At 46.9% G+C, this 17,099-nt stretch carries 18 protein-coding genes and 4 pseudogenes; 8 read left to right on the forward strand and 14 right to left on the reverse strand.

What is annotated here, in order from left to right:
• Nucleotides 1–36: 36 nt before the first annotated feature.
• Nucleotides 37–1,583 (reverse strand): annotated as a pseudogene (locus ABH09_RS11925) (phenylalanine--tRNA ligase subunit alpha).
• Nucleotides 1,584–1,749: 166 nt separating this feature from the next.
• Between ABH09_RS11925 and tyrS the strand changes: the two are divergent.
• Nucleotides 1,750–2,963 (forward strand): annotated as a pseudogene (gene tyrS / locus ABH09_RS11930) (tyrosine--tRNA ligase).
• A gap of 63 nt (nt 2,964–3,026) precedes the next feature.
• On the opposite strand, the pseudogene ABH09_RS11935 reads toward tyrS, so the two are convergent.
• The 10 genes and pseudogenes from ABH09_RS11935 to ABH09_RS11980 all read right to left on the reverse strand — a co-directional run bounded on the left by ABH09_RS11935 (nt 3,027) and on the right by ABH09_RS11980 (nt 11,182).
• Nucleotides 3,027–3,439 (reverse strand): annotated as a pseudogene (locus ABH09_RS11935) (bacteriohemerythrin).
• A 106-nt stretch (nt 3,440–3,545) separates the two neighbouring features.
• Complete coding sequence (locus tag ABH09_RS11940; RefSeq protein ID WP_253714581.1) at nt 3,546–6,287, reverse strand: helicase-related protein; 2,742 nt, start codon at nt 6,285–6,287, stop codon at nt 3,546–3,548.
• Nucleotides 6,288–6,329: 42 nt separating this feature from the next.
• A pseudogene (murA, locus tag ABH09_RS11945) lies at nt 6,330–7,614 on the reverse strand (UDP-N-acetylglucosamine 1-carboxyvinyltransferase).
• 144 nt (nt 7,615–7,758) lie between these two features.
• Complete coding sequence (locus ABH09_RS11950; protein WP_044013914.1) at nt 7,759–8,022, reverse strand: hypothetical protein; 264 nt, start codon at nt 8,020–8,022, stop codon at nt 7,759–7,761.
• 15 nt (nt 8,023–8,037) lie between these two features.
• Nucleotides 8,038–8,631, reverse strand: a complete 594-nt coding sequence (locus tag ABH09_RS11955; protein ID WP_162664539.1) for a hypothetical protein — start codon at nt 8,629–8,631, stop codon at nt 8,038–8,040.
• A 387-nt stretch (nt 8,632–9,018) separates the two neighbouring features.
• Nucleotides 9,019–9,174: a flagellar filament capping protein FliD gene (fliD, locus tag ABH09_RS11960; protein ID WP_371922158.1), complete on the reverse strand. Its 156-nt coding sequence runs from the start codon at nt 9,172–9,174 to the stop codon at nt 9,019–9,021.
• A gap of 17 nt (nt 9,175–9,191) precedes the next feature.
• Nucleotides 9,192–10,367 (reverse strand): flagellar filament capping protein FliD, encoded by a 1,176-nt coding sequence (gene fliD / locus ABH09_RS11965; RefSeq protein ID WP_253714582.1) that lies wholly within the window; start codon nt 10,365–10,367, stop codon nt 9,192–9,194.
• Entirely contained in the window at nt 10,285–10,542 is a 258-nt protein-coding gene (locus tag ABH09_RS11970; RefSeq protein ID WP_371922159.1) for a flagellar cap protein FliD N-terminal domain-containing protein, read from the reverse strand. Before ABH09_RS11970 ends, fliD (ABH09_RS11965) begins: the two co-directional genes overlap by 83 nt.
• A 242-nt stretch (nt 10,543–10,784) precedes the next feature.
• Nucleotides 10,785–10,928 (reverse strand): hypothetical protein, encoded by a 144-nt coding sequence (locus tag ABH09_RS11975; protein ID WP_253714583.1) that lies wholly within the window; start codon nt 10,926–10,928, stop codon nt 10,785–10,787.
• Nucleotides 10,929–10,951: 23 nt separating this feature from the next.
• Entirely contained in the window at nt 10,952–11,182 is a 231-nt protein-coding gene (locus ABH09_RS11980; protein WP_253714584.1) for a hypothetical protein, read from the reverse strand.
• Between the two features lie 126 nt (nt 11,183–11,308).
• On the opposite strand from ABH09_RS11980, the gene ABH09_RS11985 reads away from it, so the two are divergent.
• The 7 genes from ABH09_RS11985 (at nt 11,309) to ABH09_RS12015 (ending at nt 14,655) form a co-directional block, all read left to right on the forward strand.
• Nucleotides 11,309–11,533: a UvrD-helicase domain-containing protein gene (locus ABH09_RS11985; protein ID WP_253714585.1), complete on the forward strand. Its 225-nt coding sequence runs from the start codon at nt 11,309–11,311 to the stop codon at nt 11,531–11,533.
• A gap of 385 nt (nt 11,534–11,918) precedes the next feature.
• Nucleotides 11,919–12,146 carry a UvrD-helicase domain-containing protein gene (locus tag ABH09_RS11990; protein WP_253714586.1) on the forward strand — a complete coding sequence of 76 codons (228 nt, stop codon included), beginning with the start codon at nt 11,919–11,921 and terminating at the stop codon, nt 12,144–12,146.
• A 149-nt stretch (nt 12,147–12,295) separates the two neighbouring features.
• Nucleotides 12,296–12,637 (forward strand): 3'-5' exonuclease, encoded by a 342-nt coding sequence (locus ABH09_RS11995; RefSeq protein ID WP_253714587.1) that lies wholly within the window; start codon nt 12,296–12,298, stop codon nt 12,635–12,637.
• 206 nt (nt 12,638–12,843) lie between these two features.
• Nucleotides 12,844–13,146: a 3'-5' exonuclease gene (locus tag ABH09_RS12000; RefSeq protein ID WP_371922160.1), complete on the forward strand. Its 303-nt coding sequence runs from the start codon at nt 12,844–12,846 to the stop codon at nt 13,144–13,146.
• A gap of 579 nt (nt 13,147–13,725) precedes the next feature.
• Nucleotides 13,726–13,971 carry a nucleoside phosphorylase-I family protein gene (locus ABH09_RS12005; protein WP_253714589.1) on the forward strand — a complete coding sequence of 82 codons (246 nt, stop codon included), beginning with the start codon at nt 13,726–13,728 and terminating at the stop codon, nt 13,969–13,971.
• On the forward strand, nt 13,968–14,264 hold the full coding sequence (locus ABH09_RS12010) for a phosphorylase family protein (protein WP_371922115.1): 297 nt from the start codon (nt 13,968–13,970) through the stop codon (nt 14,262–14,264). The genes ABH09_RS12005 and ABH09_RS12010 overlap by 4 nt, the downstream gene beginning before the upstream one ends.
• Nucleotides 14,265–14,436: 172 nt before the next feature.
• Nucleotides 14,437–14,655: a hypothetical protein gene (locus ABH09_RS12015; RefSeq protein WP_253714590.1), complete on the forward strand. Its 219-nt coding sequence runs from the start codon at nt 14,437–14,439 to the stop codon at nt 14,653–14,655.
• An 826-nt stretch (nt 14,656–15,481) separates the two neighbouring features.
• Here the strand turns inward: ABH09_RS12015 and ABH09_RS12020 are convergent.
• The 3 genes from ABH09_RS12020 to ABH09_RS12030 form a co-directional block, all read right to left on the reverse strand.
• Nucleotides 15,482–15,772 carry a histidine phosphatase family protein gene (locus ABH09_RS12020; RefSeq protein ID WP_371922161.1) on the reverse strand — a complete coding sequence of 97 codons (291 nt, stop codon included), beginning with the start codon at nt 15,770–15,772 and terminating at the stop codon, nt 15,482–15,484.
• Nucleotides 15,733–15,987, reverse strand: coding sequence for a histidine phosphatase family protein (locus ABH09_RS12025; RefSeq protein ID WP_253714591.1), 255 nt, complete (start codon nt 15,985–15,987; stop codon nt 15,733–15,735). Before ABH09_RS12025 ends, ABH09_RS12020 begins: the two co-directional genes overlap by 40 nt.
• Nucleotides 15,988–16,654: 667 nt before the next feature.
• Nucleotides 16,655–16,915, reverse strand: coding sequence for a hypothetical protein (locus ABH09_RS12030; protein WP_253714592.1), 261 nt, complete (start codon nt 16,913–16,915; stop codon nt 16,655–16,657).
• Nucleotides 16,916–17,099: the final 184 nt, after the last annotated feature.

Below are 17,099 nucleotides of genomic sequence, written 5' to 3' on the forward strand. Positions count from 1 at the left end.
CTTTTTTACCGCATTGCTTCATACCGCTGCTTCGTGCTATCTGCGGAGCCGGACACCTTCGATATCGGTACTGAACAGCTCGCGTAAATCGTTGAGTCCCAATGCCATCAGCGCCATACGGTCAATGCCGATACCCCATGCCAGGACGGGAACGTCGATGCCCATTGCCTTGGTAACTTCGGGGCGGAAGATGCCGGAGCCGCCCAGCTCAAACCAGCCGAGTATCGGATGCTTGATATGCACTTCTATAGAAGGTTCCGTGAAGGGGAAGTACCCGCCGACATATTTCACTTCGGTAGCGCCGGCAATTTCGACGGCAAACATCTTGAGGATACCGAGCAGCGTTCGCAGGTTGACCTGTTCACCGAGGACGATACCTTCCGTCTGGTAAAAGTCGGAGAGGTGCGTTGCGTCTACCTTATCGTAGCGGAAGCAGCGCGCAATACCGAAGTATTTGCCCGGGATTTTTGCCTTTGCCAACTGATGAGCGGACAATACCGTGCCTTGGCTGCGGAGCAAAAGCTGCCGGGTAAAATCGCGGTCAAAGTGATAGTTCCAGCCGCGGCTGCCGCTGTCCCCGCCTGTTTCATGAATTTCCGCAACACGGGAAGAAATGGTTCCTCGATAGCTTTTGCGTGTGTGGGATTTTTTAGGTAATACACATCATGAATGTCGCGGGCTGCGTGGAATTGCGGCATAAAGAGCGCATCGGAGTTCCAGAAATCCGTTTCGACAAGCGGCCCGTCAAATTCCTCGAAGCCGAGCGACGTGAGTTTATCTTTGACACTCTCTAAAAAATCAACGTAGGGGTTTGTCCTGCCGGGGATAACGCGGGCAGGAGGCAGCTGGATATTATAGCTGCGGAATGTTTGTGTTTTCCATGCGCCTGTTTTAAGGCTTTCGGAAGTCAGCTGTCCCGTTTCATCGCCGGTAATGCCCGCCGCATTCAACGCCTTCTGCACTGCGGCAACCATATCCGTGAAGGCGTAAACAATCTCGTCCCGTTCAATAATCTTGAATGCGGCATCCGCAGCGCCGCGTTTTTTCGCAATATCGGCGATGCAGGTCTTTTCGTCCTCCGTTAAAGAGTCCTCAGGCAGACGACATTCGGCAGCCTCCGCGGCACGTTTCAGCAGCGCTTTTTTCAGTAAGAAGTTTTTATCGTCAGGGTCCTTTATATATGCCGCTTTTTTCTCATCATTCATCGCGGCACAGCCCGCTTTGGAAAGCTCCCCGAAGGAAGAGCCGACATCCTTATTCTGCAAACCGAGTTTCTGCGCGATTTCGGGCAGCTTGAGCGGCCCTGCTTCCTTTAACAACAAGATAATCCGCTCGGCAGGCAATCCGTTTTTTGCATAGTCTTTGCCAAGCTCCGTCAATTCGTAGACAACGGTTGTCTTTCTCGTTTTTTCTTTTACTAATTCTTTGAGCTTGAGCCATGAAAAGGCCTGATTTGCATGACCTTCTTTATACTGCAAAACCTCTTGCAGTTTTTTCGCATATAATCCTTCGCCTATCTTAAAGTTCTTTAATACCTTGATTTCAAGCGGGTGTAGATTTTTTAATACCGATTGAATATCCATAACGGATTCCCCCTTTTTTTCATAAAACGGCTAAAATGATACCTCATTTAACGGTTTTAGTGAATAGGATAATCGGCTTTGCTCAGGGTTTTCACATCTGAAATATTTTAAACGATCGTTCTGTGCAAAAGTTGCATTTATTTGTAAAAAGGGTTATTATCCGGTTATGAATAAAGCTTTGCAGACGTTAATAGACCGCGGATTTTTTCAGCAATGCACTGATGCAGAAGCACTATCCGCGTTAATGGATAAGGGGTCGATCACGTTTTACACCGGTACCGACCCAACCGGCGGTAGTTTGCATATCGGGCACCTTGTTCCTCAATTTGCAGTTCGGCATTTACGCGATGCAGGTCATATCGGTATTGCACTGCTTGGTGGCGGCACGGGGCGCATCGGCGACCCTTCGGGGAAATGCGTAAAATGCTGGACTATCAACAACTTGATGAAAATGTTGAAAAGATAAAAGCGCAGCTCGACCGATTTATCGGATTTGACGGAAAGACAGCCTTTGCAGAAAACAACAAAAATTGGCTGGCCGATTTAAACTATATCGATTTCCTTAGAGACATCGGCTCCTGTTTTTCGGTTAACAAAATGCTTTCCTTTGAGGCGTACAAGATACGGATGGAAACAGGGTTGTCCTTCCTTGAGTTCAACTATCAACTGCTGCAAAGCTACGACTTTTTAATGCTGCATCAAAAACATCATTGTTGCCTGCAAATAGGTGGCGACGATCAATGGGGCAATATTGTCGCAGGCGTTGATTTAGTCCGCCGTAAGACCGGCGATGAGGTATTCGGCCTGACCTTCCCGCTCATTACCCGTAGCGACGGTAAAAAAATGGGAAAAAGCGAAAAAGGAGCGCTCTTCTTAAACAAAGAGATGACTCCTGTGTTCGACTTTTTTCAATATTGGCGGAATGTTGACGACGCCGATGTTCGCCGCTTTATGCTGCTGTTCACCTTTTTGCCGATCGAAGAGGTTGACCGTATTTGTGCCGGCAATATTAACGAGGCAAAAGAGCGACTCGCATGGGAAGTTACTAAAGAAATACATGGAAAAGACGAAGCGGACACGGCGCTTGCAGGCGCTAAAGCCGCATTCGGTGGTGGTGGCGATAAAACCGCTATGCCGACGGTGAAAATAAACCGCAGCGTTTTTGAGCAAGGAATTTCGATTGTCGATTTATTTGTTCAAAGCGGTTTATGTGCCACCAAGAGTGATGCCCGTCGTTTAATAGAGCAAGGCGGTGCCCTTGTCACAGGCAAATCGGTTACCGACTTTAAAACCGTCATTACCGCCGCCACCTTGGACGAAGCGGGAGAGCTTATTCTACGCGCCGGTAAAAAACGATTTAGCCGTATCGTTACCCGCTAAGTTTGGTAATATGCAAAAGGCATCCGTAAAAGTTTCCAGCTTTTACAGATGCCTTTTACCGTTTTATTTTTTAAGTGAAAAGTAATAACGTGCCCATGCTTTATCGTCGATTAAGATATGATTAAACAGCCAATCACGTAAAAAGCGGACAAATGAATTTGGAACAAGTTGTTTGCCGTTTGTGTAGGCATTGACGGATTTTAAAATTTCTTTAACAAACAGTTCGTGCTTTGCCGATGTTCTTTCAGCCCTGGATAATTTATTTGTTCCATGATGGCTTCTTCATCTTTAAAGTGGATCATTACATAATCTACCAACTCTTTCATCACATCTCTAAATGTTGCTTCAAGTTCAGCCCTTTCCCCTAAACAAGCATTATATAAGCTATTGATCAAATCTACTAAGTGGCGGTGTTGTTTATCGACACTCGGCACTCCCACATCATAGCTTACATCCCATGAAACGAATTTCTCCATCATTAACTCCTCACATCCGCAACTATTACATATTTCACCGGCGGTGTAAAGCCCGCCTTCTACGGCTATCGTGTCAGGTTGATAAGCCAGATACCGATCGCCTATATCAGTTTTGCAATTTTGCTGTAGAGACTGTTGACCGCTGCGGTTTGCGCTTCATCCAGTTCTGAACCTGCACTGTCGATGAGCTGTTGCAGGAGGCAAGGTTTTCGTGCAGAGCCGTATGGAAACCGCGCGAAGTTTTCAGCCAGAACGTACCGTTATCGTCGTTGAACAGGGTGATAAAGCCAAGCTGTTTGCTCTTCTGCTTTGCCGCAACCGTGCGGAAGATGAGCGGCAGCTGCTCCAGCAGGGCGGTTGTGTCATCAGGCAGCGTGAAGTTTTTAGTCCGCGGGAACGGTGTTTCCGAATCAAGGGGCTGGAGCGGAAAGGCTTCAGCGATGCTTAACACCAAGCCGAACTTTTCTCCGGCTAACAGCTCATAGCTGCCGAAGGTGATTTTTGCCCGCAAGTTTTTCAGCTGCTCCAGCCGTCCGTCATAGACAATACTGCCGTTTTCAAGAGGGGAGACCTCCTGACTGCTGCCGACCGTTTCGGCAGCAGTACCTTTTTGTGTATCCCAATCGGCATCCGTTTTACCGGTTTGTTGCCGCTCCGCCCGCAGCTGCTCTATCGTACGGCTGAACTGCTCCCACGGCAGCAACAGTTGTTTTTTACCTTTCATTTTTTGTACGATATACGGTGTTCCACAAATGGAGACCGTCTGCGGATGTTTTTCACCGATCGCACCTGTGCTGCTGATGCGGCTCCCCTGCCCTACAGCCTTTCCGCTGCTGCCGGAGAGCTTACCGGACACACCGGCGCCCTGTGCATTTTTACCGTTGCCTTTTCCGGTTCCGCTTGCAGCCCTATCAACCTTGCCTTCAGCAGTACCGGCCTTTGCCCGCACTTGCTGCGCCGCTTTTTTGTCGAGGAGCGCAGGGGCGACCAGTGCTACAATGTCTTTGGAAAGAGGCGACACCGACATAGCATACATCCGCGACGTTCGTACAATCTCCCCCGCAACGATAAAGGCTTGATGCTCCTTATACATACAGGAACCCGGATGGATGGAAATCTTTTCGGTGGTAAGGCTGCGGTACACATCCCGCCCCTGCGCAGCGCACACAAATTGGATCATACCGCGGGCAACCGCCGTCAAGTAATCCGCGGGTTTTCCGCCGGAGAGGATCGGCACGCCCATATCGGAGACAATCAGCTCCAGTTGCTCTTTGATGTTGGCAATTTCCGCCATAATCCGCTCGTCGAGGTAAAAGCGGTCGCAAAACTTCTTTTGGTTTTCCGCTTGCATATACTGTCGGTAGACCTTGAGGAAGGACACAAAGTCTCCGAGCGGATCGCGGAATGCTGCGTGGGCTTTTCTCGCTTCAAGCTCATGCCCGTCGGGGAAGAGGAAGGGGCTGCGCGCCGATAAAAAGCCCGCGGCAATCAATACATCCTCAATCGATTCAGGATAATAGAGCACCGCTTCTACGATCATACGGGATTGACGCGGGCTAAGCGGGAAGAGGCACATCATCTGCCCGATTTTACTCAGGCTATTATCGCTCTCCAACGCGCCGAGCATATTGAGCGTATCCACTGCACCGATAATGCCCTTCTTGCCGGGCGGGGAAATAAAATCGAAGTTCGCAAAGTCGTAGATACCCAGCTCCGCCATCCGCATCACCACCTCCGAGAGGTCGGTGCGGTAGATTTCTTCCGTGGTGTACATAACGCGGGTTTCAAAATCCTTGCGGGTGTAGAGGCGGTAGCATACCCCTTCCTGCGTCCGCCCGGCGCGTCCCCGCCGTTGATTACACGATGCCTTCGACACTGGCGCTTCGTCCAAGCTCGATGTGTAGGTAAAGGGGTTGTAAAAATTCAGCTTTGATAAGCCGGAGTCGATGACTGCCGCAATATCGTTGATGGTGATAGAGGTTTCGGCAATATTTGTTGCGATAACAATCTTTTTTTTCCCGAATGGCGGGGACTTAAACACCCGCTCCTGCTCTTCCTTGCTCAAGCGCCCGTACAGCGGCAGCGGATAGAGCTTGCGGAACCACGACTCATGCGAGAGCCGCTCGATACAGTTCTTAATCGCTCGTTCACCGGGGAGGAACACAAGGACTGCTCCGGGGCGACCCTCGCTTAAAATCCGCCCGACAATCACCGCGATTTTATCGAGCAGTGCGGTTTCGGCGGCAAGCGTTTCCGTAGAGGCGGTGATGGCAGGAGGATCAAAGATGAGCGTAACCGGATAGGTCATCGCATCGATTTTAATAACCGGACACTCGTTAAAATACATCGAAAACATATCGGTGTTGATAGTTGCCGACGAGATAATCACCTTAAAATCATGCCGCTCCTGCAAAATCCGCTTGAGCAGCCCAAGGATAAAATCGATATTCAAACTGCGCTCATGCGCCTCATCTACCATAATAACGGAATACTTGCTAAGCCATGGGTCGAGCTTAAGCTCCTGCAAGAGAATCCCGTCGGTCATAATCTTTATCTTAGTGCTCGGCGAGGTATGATCTTCAAACCGCATCTTGTAGCCAACCGTATCGCCGAGCGGAACCTTCAGCTGATGTGCAATAAATTCGCTGACGGAAAGAGCTGCAATCCGCCGCGGCTGGGTAACGCCGATCATACCGGTTTGCGTATAGCCCGCCTCGTGTAAAATCACCGGCAGCTGGGTCGTTTTCCCCGATCCGGTAGGGCTTTCAACGACAATAACCTGATGGCGTTCCAAGCTCTCTAAAATACGTGCCTTTTGTTCATAAACAGGCAGCTGTGTATACTTCATAATCGGGGAAAGTATAGCAAAGGTACCATTTGTATGCAATTGTTATACGCAGACCGGCTTTCGCTCGATGTGTACGCCGAGCGCCCTGAACCGGTCAACGAGGTGTTCATAGCCGCGTTCGATTTGGTACACATTCCGGATGAGGCTTTCGCCGCGGGCACAACAGGCAGCAATGACGAGTGCCATTCCCGCACGCACATCGGGAGAAACCAGCTCCGAACCGTGCAAAGTGCTTGGGCCGGTAACAACAGCACGGTGCGGGTCGCAAAGCGTAATGCGGGCACCCATGCCGATAAGTTTGTCGACGAAAAACATACGAGATTCAAACATCTTTTCGTGGATAAGCACCGTGCCATCCACCTGCGTAGCGATAACAGCCATTATGCTGGTAAGATCTGCAGGAAACCCCGGCCACGGTGCGTCATCGATTTTTGGAATCATGCCGCCGAGGTCACAGTTTACTTTTAAGCTCTGTTGTGCAGGAACGGTAAGACTTGTTCCGTCGATTTCCCAACGGATACCCAGCTTGTTAAATGCAAGCTTTATCGGCCGCATATCAGGCGGGTTGATATCGGTGATGGTAAGCGAGCCGTGTGTTACCGCCGCAAGCCCGATAAACGAGCCAACTTCCATGTAATCGGCACCAATGCGATATTCAGCGCCGTGCAGCTGCCGCACACCATGTATGGTCAGAATATTTGAGCCGATACCGCTAATCTTTGCCCCCATCGCGTTCAACAGCTTGCAGAGGTCTTGAATATGCGGCTCGCTTGCCGCGTTGGTGATAACGGTTTCGCCCTCGGCGGTTACTGCAGCCATCACCGCGTTTTCGGTCGCGGTTACGGATGCTTCATCCAAAAAGATATCCTGCCCGATAAGCTTATTTGCCGTAAATAAAAAGTGCCCATTTATTTTTACCTGCGCGCCTAGTTCAGTTAGCGCTAAAAAGTGTGTATCCAACCGCCGCCGCCCGATAACGTCGCCGCCGGGCGGAGTCATCATAACTTTTCCATAGCGAGCCAGCAGCGGTGGCAAACAAAATGGAAGCTCGTATTTTTTGAGCCAGAGGCACCGGGACTTCATAATCGGTTACGGTTTTTAATTGCAGCGTATATTCATTTTGAGTAAGTTTAACAATTGTCCCACCGAACGATTTAAAGATTTCGAACATCACGGAAACATCCTCAATTTCGGGGATATTCTTTAACGTAACAGGCTGATCAGTAAGAACGGCGGCAGCGATACAGGGGAGCGCGGCATTTTTATTTCCGCTTGCTTTAACGGTACCCTTTACGGGAAAACCGCCTTCGATATAATATTCATCCATGGTCTGCTCCAAACCTAACAAGGCTTTACTAAAAAAAGTCTTTTAGAAATACCCCGATATTACTCACATTCATCGTCCGACAGCAATACCGCTTCCAACAGTAGATCTTAGAAATATGTTGCACTTTCAGCGTTTCTTATCTTTCTAAAGCGGCAGAGCGGCAGAATCAATCAAATGCTGTATTTTTTCTTTTAATGCAAGACGAATAGGCAACACAGGGTAATCCGGTTTATCGATAAGCTGTACGAAGAGTTGTTTTTGACCGATAGGATTAACTTCAATTAAAAAGTCTATTTTCCCTTTTTGTTCTCTTTCCAGAATATTGTAAACAGCGGTAGCCTCAAATTCTTCCCGATAATAGATGAGAGAATTCTTTTTTTCAATATCGATAATATCTTCTACAAGCACTACTTTCCTCTCCATCTAATTTAGGGTTAATGATACCCCATTTATCAAAGTTTTGACAAGAGGAGCCAATTCATATTCTGCTAAATCACCAACTTGAATAATATCTTTTTCTTCAATACTCGATACGATATCGCGCAATAGCGCTGTTATTTCTTTCTGATACTCATGGACTGATTTCCCTTCAATTTGTATATCGAAAGGGAGTTCCGTTACATCAGATAAAAGTAATGACCGGTACAGTTCATTCAATTTTTCTGAAAACACTCCAAGCAATTTAAGTGCCTGCATATCTTTCCCTGTTTGCATATATACAGGAATCTGCTCAAAGTCATCTGCACATTTTGACAACTCTTGCGTCAAGCCTTTCATGTAATTACGAATTTCCACTCCGGAGAATGTTGAAAGTTCAATAGTGATATCTGCATCGACGGGCTGTTTAAATAGCAAATCAAGCTCATGGGAACTCAACTCTTTCCCATCAACCGCTACTTGTACGATTGTCTCATGTTCACGACAACAGGCCTCCTCAATACTGCCTAATACCTCGCCAACGGTCTTTTCGTTCTCCAGTGTGTATGAAAGTTCTTCGCCATTAATTTTTATTATCATTTATAGCCATACTCCTCGAATATCATCTTCCCGGCAACCATATGAATAATTCACTGTATCCTAGTTGTCAGAACTGCCTTTATTTTGTCTACTGAAATTATTGATCATATCCGACTGTTTTTGCAAGTTCCGTAAAGCCCCATCCATATTCCCATATTTTTGCCGTAACTCCAGCTCTTTTTTTTCAAGCGCCTTGTCGTACCGTGCAATTTTATCCTTACTCGTTTTAATTTGAGCTGCCAGTCCATTTGTCCGGGTAGAAAAATTCCACCCGCTGAACGTATGGATCTATCTGTTTAAACACCTGAAACGCAACACCATCATCAATTAGCACATCATTATCGGTATCATATCCGAAAGGGTAACGGACATCTTCCATCGAATCTTTTAGGCTTCATCAAGTTTCTTTTCATCGATTTCCAAATATCCGCGAAGCCGCGCTTCGTTCAGGCCTGAGCTTGCGTCAGACTTTGTCGATATGCCGATCTGAGATAACGTCCTTATCGGGGTATCGGCGTTCTTTCGATAGACATTTGCAACAATCTGGCGTAGATTATTCTTTAAAGAGACAGCGTCGTATCTCCGAAAAGAGCACCAAGGTTTTCTTTCGCCGTTTTGCGTTCGTCATCAGTAAAATATTCGATCTCGTCGATAACGTTCTGCTGATTACTCGTTACGATATTGATTTCCGCCAAAAGCCGATTGTACTTTGCAACAAATTCAATGATGGCGTTCTTTGCTGCTTCCGTGTCGGGTTTAATACTGATACTTTCTTTTTTATCCGTTTTATCCTCAAGCTTTAATGTTACGCCCGGAATAAGATCGTCAATCTTATTTGTACTCCGTTTTACAGGAATACCTTCAAACGTAAGCACTGCTTCTTGCGCCTGTGAAACAGGATTAACCGGTATGTATTCACCGGTCGCTTTAGGGTCATATACTTTGATCTGAGCTATCGATACGGTCTTATCGGTGTTGTTATTGTGCACGGCGATGCCGGTAATATCGCCGTATTCGCTCAGTGGGATACTGAAGGTTTGAAGTTCGGTCGTATCAGCCAATGCAGGTAACGGAATAAGCGTTCCACGCGGTGAAACTAAAGACAGCACACCGTAGTCTTCCACAGGTGCAGTAGGTTTTGTATTAAGTCCGAGCGTTTCAGACGCAATACCTGAATCACTCGGCGCATTGGTTACAGTTACCCCCTTATACGACACGGAACCAACTTGCCCGTAAATAGCTTCTTCGCTTGAGAGAGGAGTGGCCCCGGATGCGGAAAGCGGAGCGGCCGCCTCAGCGTCGCTTTGCAAAGATACAGTGTATTCCAACACATAGTGTTGCGAACTGCGTACCGGGTTTGAAAACGCAATACGTTCCGTTGTTTGGGTGGGGATTACCGCCTCCGTTTTTTCGGCGTCAACGGCAGGACGGTCATTTTTTTTTATCAGCCCGGTTTCAAGCGCAAAGGATAGTGCGTCATCGGAAAATTCCAGTTTATTAGCTTCCCCTGTCAGCTGTGATTCAAAAAGTAGCGAAATGGCACTGGGCGAAGTCTTTATTTCCGAAATCCTGATAATATCTTTCCCTTTTTTATTAACAGCATCGATAAAACTCCGGTATTTTCCACCTTGCCAATTTAGTGAAAATTTTTTTTCACCGACGGTAAAGGTGTATACACCTTTTGGAACTTGAAAGTCTTTCGATACCTCTTGTGATAAAAGAATCCGCTTGTGCAATTTGATTGATGGATATTTTAAAGGTTTGTTCGCGGGCATCTCGCGATGCGGTTGCCGTTATTGCCCGTTCATTAGAAGAAGTAACAGTCTTTTCTATAAAAGGATTATTAAATGAATAGAGCTCCCGCGTTTTTTCACGAATTTCGGTAGAAAACTGGTTTATCTTTCGCCAAATAGCATTTTGCTGTTCGTATTTTTAAATCTTCAGCAGCTGAATCGCGCGGGGCACGCTCTTTTCATCAACGTTTCAATGAGATTATCATATTTACCGGCTCCTATGCCGGGAATATTCATATCGGAAGATGCTGATTCGTTACACTTATAAAACCGATAAAAATATTTGATACAAGACAAAGTGTTCGTAAAACTTACTACCTGCTTGGCTGCAGGGCAGCGGAAAATGCAAACCTCAATTTTTCACAGGGCTGCAAAACGCATTAAAACAAAGGCTGCAAATAGCATTGTAATTTTATTCGTGCGGTTAAACACCCGCCATTTCCTCCACCACGGACGGCGGTGATTCCACGCAGTAGCGATGTTTCGGTAATTTGTAACGTCCATATTACCAATATGCTGAAAAAGGTTTAAAACATCGTTTCTATCCGCCCGCCATCCATGTCGGTACTGGGGGGTAGCGGAGGATCGCCTGCTTGAACACAGAAACAGCGAAGCCGGTTTTGACCGTGAGGGAAAAACACCGGCTCAAGATAGAGCTGCCGAAATGTTTCCGGCAGGTTCAAACAGGAAGCCGGATCGGTGCCCATCATTTTACGTCCGTGTAAAATGATGGGCGCAATTTGCGTTTCGCAAAACATCGCTAATCATTTCTCCTGCGTCCATGGCGCAAGTTTTAATCAGGGAGACTTCCCCACCAAATACCAACTAAAAAGCCCCACTTCTTCCATATCTTTTTCCAACCTTTTATGCTATACTCCTCTCTTATGAATACGGAACAAATCCTGAGCAGGCGAAGGCGGTCAATACGATTAACGGTAGAGTTACTGATTATTGCGGGGGCGGGGTCGAAGACGCGCGTGATTACGTTTAGGATTGCGCACATGCTGGAAAGCGGGATTTCCTCAGTCGCAGATTTTGGCGTTGACTTTGAACAAGGCGGCGCGGAGATGGAGCAGCGGATTAAAGAGCTGACGGGTAAAGAAGTTTAACGATTAGTACTTTTCACGCGCTGGGGGAAAATCCTGCGGGAATATATTGACCGGCTGGGCTGGCGGCAGAACTTTAGCATTTACGACGGGTAGACCGCAATCAGCTGATTAAGTCAGCAAAGGAACTGAAAATACGGAAACGCTCGATATTGTACGGTGTGGGGACGCTGTTTTCTCAGATAAGACGGGGCAGAAAAACTTTACGGCGCAGACGGCGGTCTGCTACAACGAATCGCAGGACTCAAGCTGTTTAATGCGGTGGATTTTGACGATTTGATTATGCTGCCGATTAAACTTTTTTGCAGACATCGATATTGCTTGCGGTGTACAAGAACCGCTACCGGTATGTGATGGTGGATGAGTTCAGGACACGAGTATTCTGCATTTGATTGCGGATGATAATGTCTGCGTGGTAGGCGATGATCAGTCTATTTATTCGTGGCGGGGGCGAATTATAGAAAATATCCGCCTGTTTGAAAGTTTCCCGCATCTGGTGGAGATTAAGCGAGCAGATTACCGTTCCACCGGTACGATTTTGGCGGCTGCGAACGGGGTGATTTCACAATACCAACCGGAAGGAAAAAGCGCTGTGGTCGGGGAACGGCTCCGGTAAGCCGATTGAAATTTTATTCCGGAGAATGAGGCGGCAGGCTGTTTTATTGCGGACACCATCCTTACGGAAGCTGCGCGAGAACCGGATATGCGGACTTCGGTGTTTTGATCCGCACCAACGGCTTAGGGCGCGCGATTGAAAATTCCTCGATGCCAATATTCCGTACCGGATGTCCGGCGGCACGAGCTTTTCAGCGCGAAATTAAAGACATTATCAGCTATCTGCGGGTGATTGCGAATCCCGACGATGATATTAACCTCTTGCGTATTATCAACACCGCGGCGCGGTATTGGAAAAACACTGGTGCTCTCCGCAATCGCAACGGAAAGAATGCTCTATCCGCATGGCGATTCATGCGCTGCTTGAGCGTCCGCCGGATGACTTCCGCGAAAGAGCCTTGCCGATTTGGAGGAATTTGTCGAGCTGATAAGTTCCGAACGGAAACAGCTGCTTTCGGGAAGGGCTTGGCAAACAGGTACGGAAACTCGTAGAGCGCATTCAGTATTTTGATTATTTGACGCAGGAATTTCAGAAAAACGAAAAGCGGCGCGCTTTAAGTTTTGAATATCGAAAGCCTCTTGCAGTCCATCGACACGTGGGAGACAAACTTTGACCCTTCGCTGTATACTTATCTCAATCGCATCACACTGTTGAGCCGCGATGACCAAATGAGGAAGATACCGGCGAGGTGAATATCATGACCATCCACGCAGCGAAGGTTGGAGTTCCCGGTGGTGTTTATCGCTGGCGCCGAGGCATTATTCCCCATGCCCGTAGTATGGAAAATGCGGGAGATGTGGAAGAGCGCCGCCTGTTCTATGTCGCCATTACCCGCGCCCGCGACAAACTCATTATTACAAGCTGCCGGACTCGGCGTAGGCAACAGCGGGCTTGCTGGGTGCAGCCCCTCACCGTTCTTGGAAGAATTCCTGCGGAGCTGGTGCAGTACCATGAGCCGGACACCGAAGCTGAGGAAAGACATCATGTTTTGCCCAGATGAAGAAAGTTTTCTATGTAAGATGTTTATACGTAAAAACCTGTGAACTGATATATAGTAAAGTCCATGTTAGTGGATGATAGAATTATCGCTGAAATAATCGTAAGAATTGGGCGGCATTACAATGAAAATATCGCAACGCGTTTCTTACGTCCTTTGTTTTGCACAAATTCTTTCTAATATTGATTTATCACGACACATAGTTGATTTGACCGAACATTCCGATGATTTTTGTCTTACAAGGGTTTCATCTTGATGACCTCTATTATGACATTATGCGCTTGCCCGTTTTATCTATTTAGTCCGGCGCGATGTCTCCAATATTAATTCGATTGCCGAAGCAAATACTAAAATGGCGACTGCCGATAAAGTGTACCGCAATATGGCATTCAGTAATCTTTGAACCTTAACTATTGTCTTCAATGGTTGCTTGAACTTTACCGCGCAACACTCAATATGATACAAAATGGCTGGACGCAGCAAGACTGTGGCGAGTCGTATTACAAGCTTGCCGACATAGAACGCCTGTTGACGGGTACCGGTATAGATGATTAAAGGAAACTATATGACTGCTGAAGAAAATTGATACAATGTTTTAAAAATATCAAAGATCATTCCGTACCCCCTAAGATCGCACTAGTGCTTGGCTCCGGACTGGGTGATCTGGCGAACGAATTGGAGATTGACGCGGCTATTCCGTATGCTTCCATTCGTAATTTCCCGCTTTCTACAGCACCGGGACACCGCGGCGCATTTGTATTTGCAAAAATAGGAGAAATTCCTATCGTTATGCAGGGAGAATCCACTATTACGAAGGATATCCGATGACCGATGTGGTGCTTCCTATCAGGATTATGAAAATGATGGGGGCGGAAATCCTCTTTTTAACCAATGCGGCAGGCGGGGCGAACAAAAACTTCAGCGCAGGTAATTTTATGCTGATTACCGATCATATCACCTGCCTTGTGCCTTCTCCACTCATCGGGAAAAACTTCGAAACACTCGGTGTGCGCTTCCCCGATATGACTCAAGTTTATGATAGAGATCTCCGAATACATATCAAAGCGGCAGCAGATGCCCATATTCCCCTGAAGAGGGTATATTGTCAATTCACCGGATAGAAGCATGAAACGCCGCAAAGTTCGCCTGGCAGGGATGCTCGGCGCCGATACCGTTGGTATGGTACTGCTGTAGAAGCGGTCGCTGCCCGCCATGCCGGTATGCGTGTTTGCGGCGTCTCGTTCATTTCGAATCTTGCGGCAGGTATGAGCAGTTCCTTATTGAGCGAACGAAGTGCTGGACGCAGGGGAAAAGCAGCTCCGCTATTTAAACAACTGGTATCAGCCGCGGGAAAAGGAATTTATTCTTTCGGAAAACGATGCCGGCAGGCAGCGACCGTGTAATCAGAAAATTTCTGGCGGACCTCCGCTTTCGACGTTGTATGCAGCAATCCGTAAAGTCCATCCGCATCAACGGCAAGCGAACAATTGCTTAACTACCGGACAGCAGTAGGCGATACATTATCGATTTCCGAAACACTCCTCTGCTGAAAAACGACCGGTATGGAAGCAATCAGCACCCAACCATATCTCCGGCAAACGGTGCCGTGTCTCAAACAGGCAAACTCGCATTCATACCGATATCCCGATCTTGTTAAAAACAACCGACTTGCTCATTGTCAATAAGCCGGCGGGATTCCCGCATGGGGAACACTGGCATTGACACGCTACTTTCCGATGCTACGGCACAATTATCCGCCGATATACCGCCTTCTACCAGCTCCGCTAGTCATCCTCTGCGAAGCCTTTCTTTTAAATCAGGGCCGTTGCACCGGCTGGATAAAGATACTACCGGTGTGCTCTGTTTTCGCAGACCTTGCCGGGCGCAATGGTTTTCAATGTCTGCGGAAAAACGGTAGGCAAATTACTATTTAGGCGTTGTACGCGGTAATCTGCAAACACAGCTTATTACCGTCGAGACGAAAGCGCTAAAACTATCCGCAATGTTATTCGCTGAGCTACAATAGGGATTGATGCGTCGCTGATACTGTTTAAAGCTTATTACCGGTAAAAACATCAGATACGAAAGCATAAGCGCGAACGCAGACCATCCGTTGGTTGGGGATCGTAAATACCGCGGTGGGAATCCGCTGCCTACCTGCAAGCACTATTTACTCCATGCGTGGCGGTTGTATTTTCCGCCTCAAGACCGGCGGATATGCCCGCTCTTATTGAAGCTCCGTTTTTCCCGAAATGCAAACTTCTCTCAAACAATATTTTCAGGTTGGAGAAAGCAGCATCCGCCATTCTTACAAATCAAACTCGAGCAGCTGGCAATTTTAATTTCCAATCGCAATGAATTCCTCTGCTGAAAGGCTTAAAATACGTATAAATAGCCGCTGCCATCGCCATGGCAGACAAAGAATATTACCGGCTCCTGTATGTTTATCCTTTACGTCTTCTATAATACTGTATGCACGGTGCGCCACCTGTGCAAAGGATTCACCCGCAGGAAATTTTAAAAAAGGATTTTTATGAATATATAAAAACTCGGGACTATTCCACGGTTTTCCTTCGAAATCACCGAAATTTATCTCTTGTAAGTGGGTATTAGAATAGTAAGCTGTAATGCCTGTTCAATATATACTGCCGTATCCCTCGCTCTTTTGAGCGGAGATACATAAATTGTCGTGATATTATTTTTTTCTTTATCTTCTTTTAACCGAGTGGCTACGGATTGCGCTTGTAGCCGCCCCTTTTCCGTTAGCATAGATTCCGAAACGCCGCATGCCAATTCTTTTACATTCCAGTCTGTTTCGCCGTGCCGCACAACAAAAAGCTTCATACTGTAAAGTATAAGCTGATTCGGCCTTCACGGCAAGGGGATAAAAAGCCTTACAGGCCTTACAGACTGTAGTTGAATGTTTCGGCAATCCCTTCACCCAAATCCAGCACGAGCAAGCGAAATTGCTTGAGTTTTTGTTTTAGCTTTTGCAGTATGGGTAAAGGTAAATCGGTTTATTTTCCGCGCCTGTTTAAAATCCCAAATAGATACATCAAGCCCGTATGGGTACAGGTAAACATGATATTATCTTCTGTATTTACCGTAATATATGTTCTTCCGAAAATAAAACGATCGACAGCAGCGCCGATCTTCGCCTGCGCAACTGGATAACAAGTGTCATCCGCATTAGCAAGTTCACGATATTCATCAAGCCCAACCCTAGTAAAACCGCGTTTCCGCCATTATAAAGTCGTGTCGAGGTTGTATTACTGGAAAAATAGGCGCATTATTTTCATCATAATCAAGAATAGCAATAATAGACGGTATCCGTTTCTCCGTTGTTGCAACTTTATAAGGAAAAACGGATGAATTATCGTCTGCGCCATTAATTAAAGCGGTATCCGCTCTTACCGGGTAAAGACAAAATAAAAGTTTCCCATCACATGCTCGATTGGGGTGGGTGGTGTAAAGTATAAAACCATCGGAATCCGTCCGTACAAACTCTCTTTTAAACTGCTGCCTGTACCGGCGGATGGGTGAGAACGGTGATAGGATAATTATCAAGCGGAACTGTTTTCCGGGTATGGTAATGACAATACGTGCTGTAAATGGCTGTGAACGGAGATCCGGCATTCACAGGTGCGGGTTTATTGATCACCTCTATGGAAATAGACTCAATAACGGTTTTATTCGATTGCGAGGCATCGATAGGGCTCGCATCAACTTCTTGCCCATTGCACGATTCATAAATGAGTACTAAACAATGCAAACCCTTTATGTACATCGTGATTTTCAACAGCCTGTGTAAGCCCTGAAGCAGCCGTACAGCTGTTTGCGTCTCTGACGATGTCTCGGTAATTTTATTACCCAATCCCTCTGTTTGAGAAGATCGTTTCGAGTATTCTTGTTCAGAACCTCCACTTAGATTGGATTACCGGTGATACAGTAATACC

This window comes from Treponema sp. OMZ 803, assembly GCF_024181165.1.
Classification (GTDB): Bacteria; Spirochaetota; Spirochaetia; order Treponematales; family Treponemataceae; genus Treponema.

Bases quoted from the DNA above. Each gene is read 5' to 3' on its own strand.
- ABH09_RS12000 (WP_371922160.1), top strand. From the start codon at position 12,844: ATGACCATCCACGCAGCGAAGGTTGGAGTTCCCGGTGGTGTTTATCGC.
- ABH09_RS12010 (WP_371922115.1), top strand. From the start codon at position 13,968: ATGACCGATGTGGTGCTTCCTATCAGGATTATGAAAATGATGGGGGCG.
- ABH09_RS11995 (WP_253714587.1), top strand. From the start codon at position 12,296: ATGCCAATATTCCGTACCGGATGTCCGGCGGCACGAGCTTTTCAGCGC.
- ABH09_RS11975 (WP_253714583.1), bottom strand. From the start codon at position 10,928: ATGGACGTTACAAATTACCGAAACATCGCTACTGCGTGGAATCACCGC.
- ABH09_RS11985 (WP_253714585.1), top strand. From the start codon at position 11,309: ATGAATACGGAACAAATCCTGAGCAGGCGAAGGCGGTCAATACGATTA.
- ABH09_RS11940 (WP_253714581.1), bottom strand. From the start codon at position 6,287: ATGAAGTATACACAGCTGCCTGTTTATGAACAAAAGGCACGTATTTTA.
- ABH09_RS12025 (WP_253714591.1), bottom strand. From the start codon at position 15,987: ATGAAGCTTTTTGTTGTGCGGCACGGCGAAACAGACTGGAATGTAAAA.
- ABH09_RS11980 (WP_253714584.1), bottom strand. From the start codon at position 11,182: ATGTTTTGCGAAACGCAAATTGCGCCCATCATTTTACACGGACGTAAA.
- ABH09_RS11955 (WP_162664539.1), bottom strand. From the start codon at position 8,631: ATGATAATAAAAATTAATGGCGAAGAACTTTCATACACACTGGAGAAC.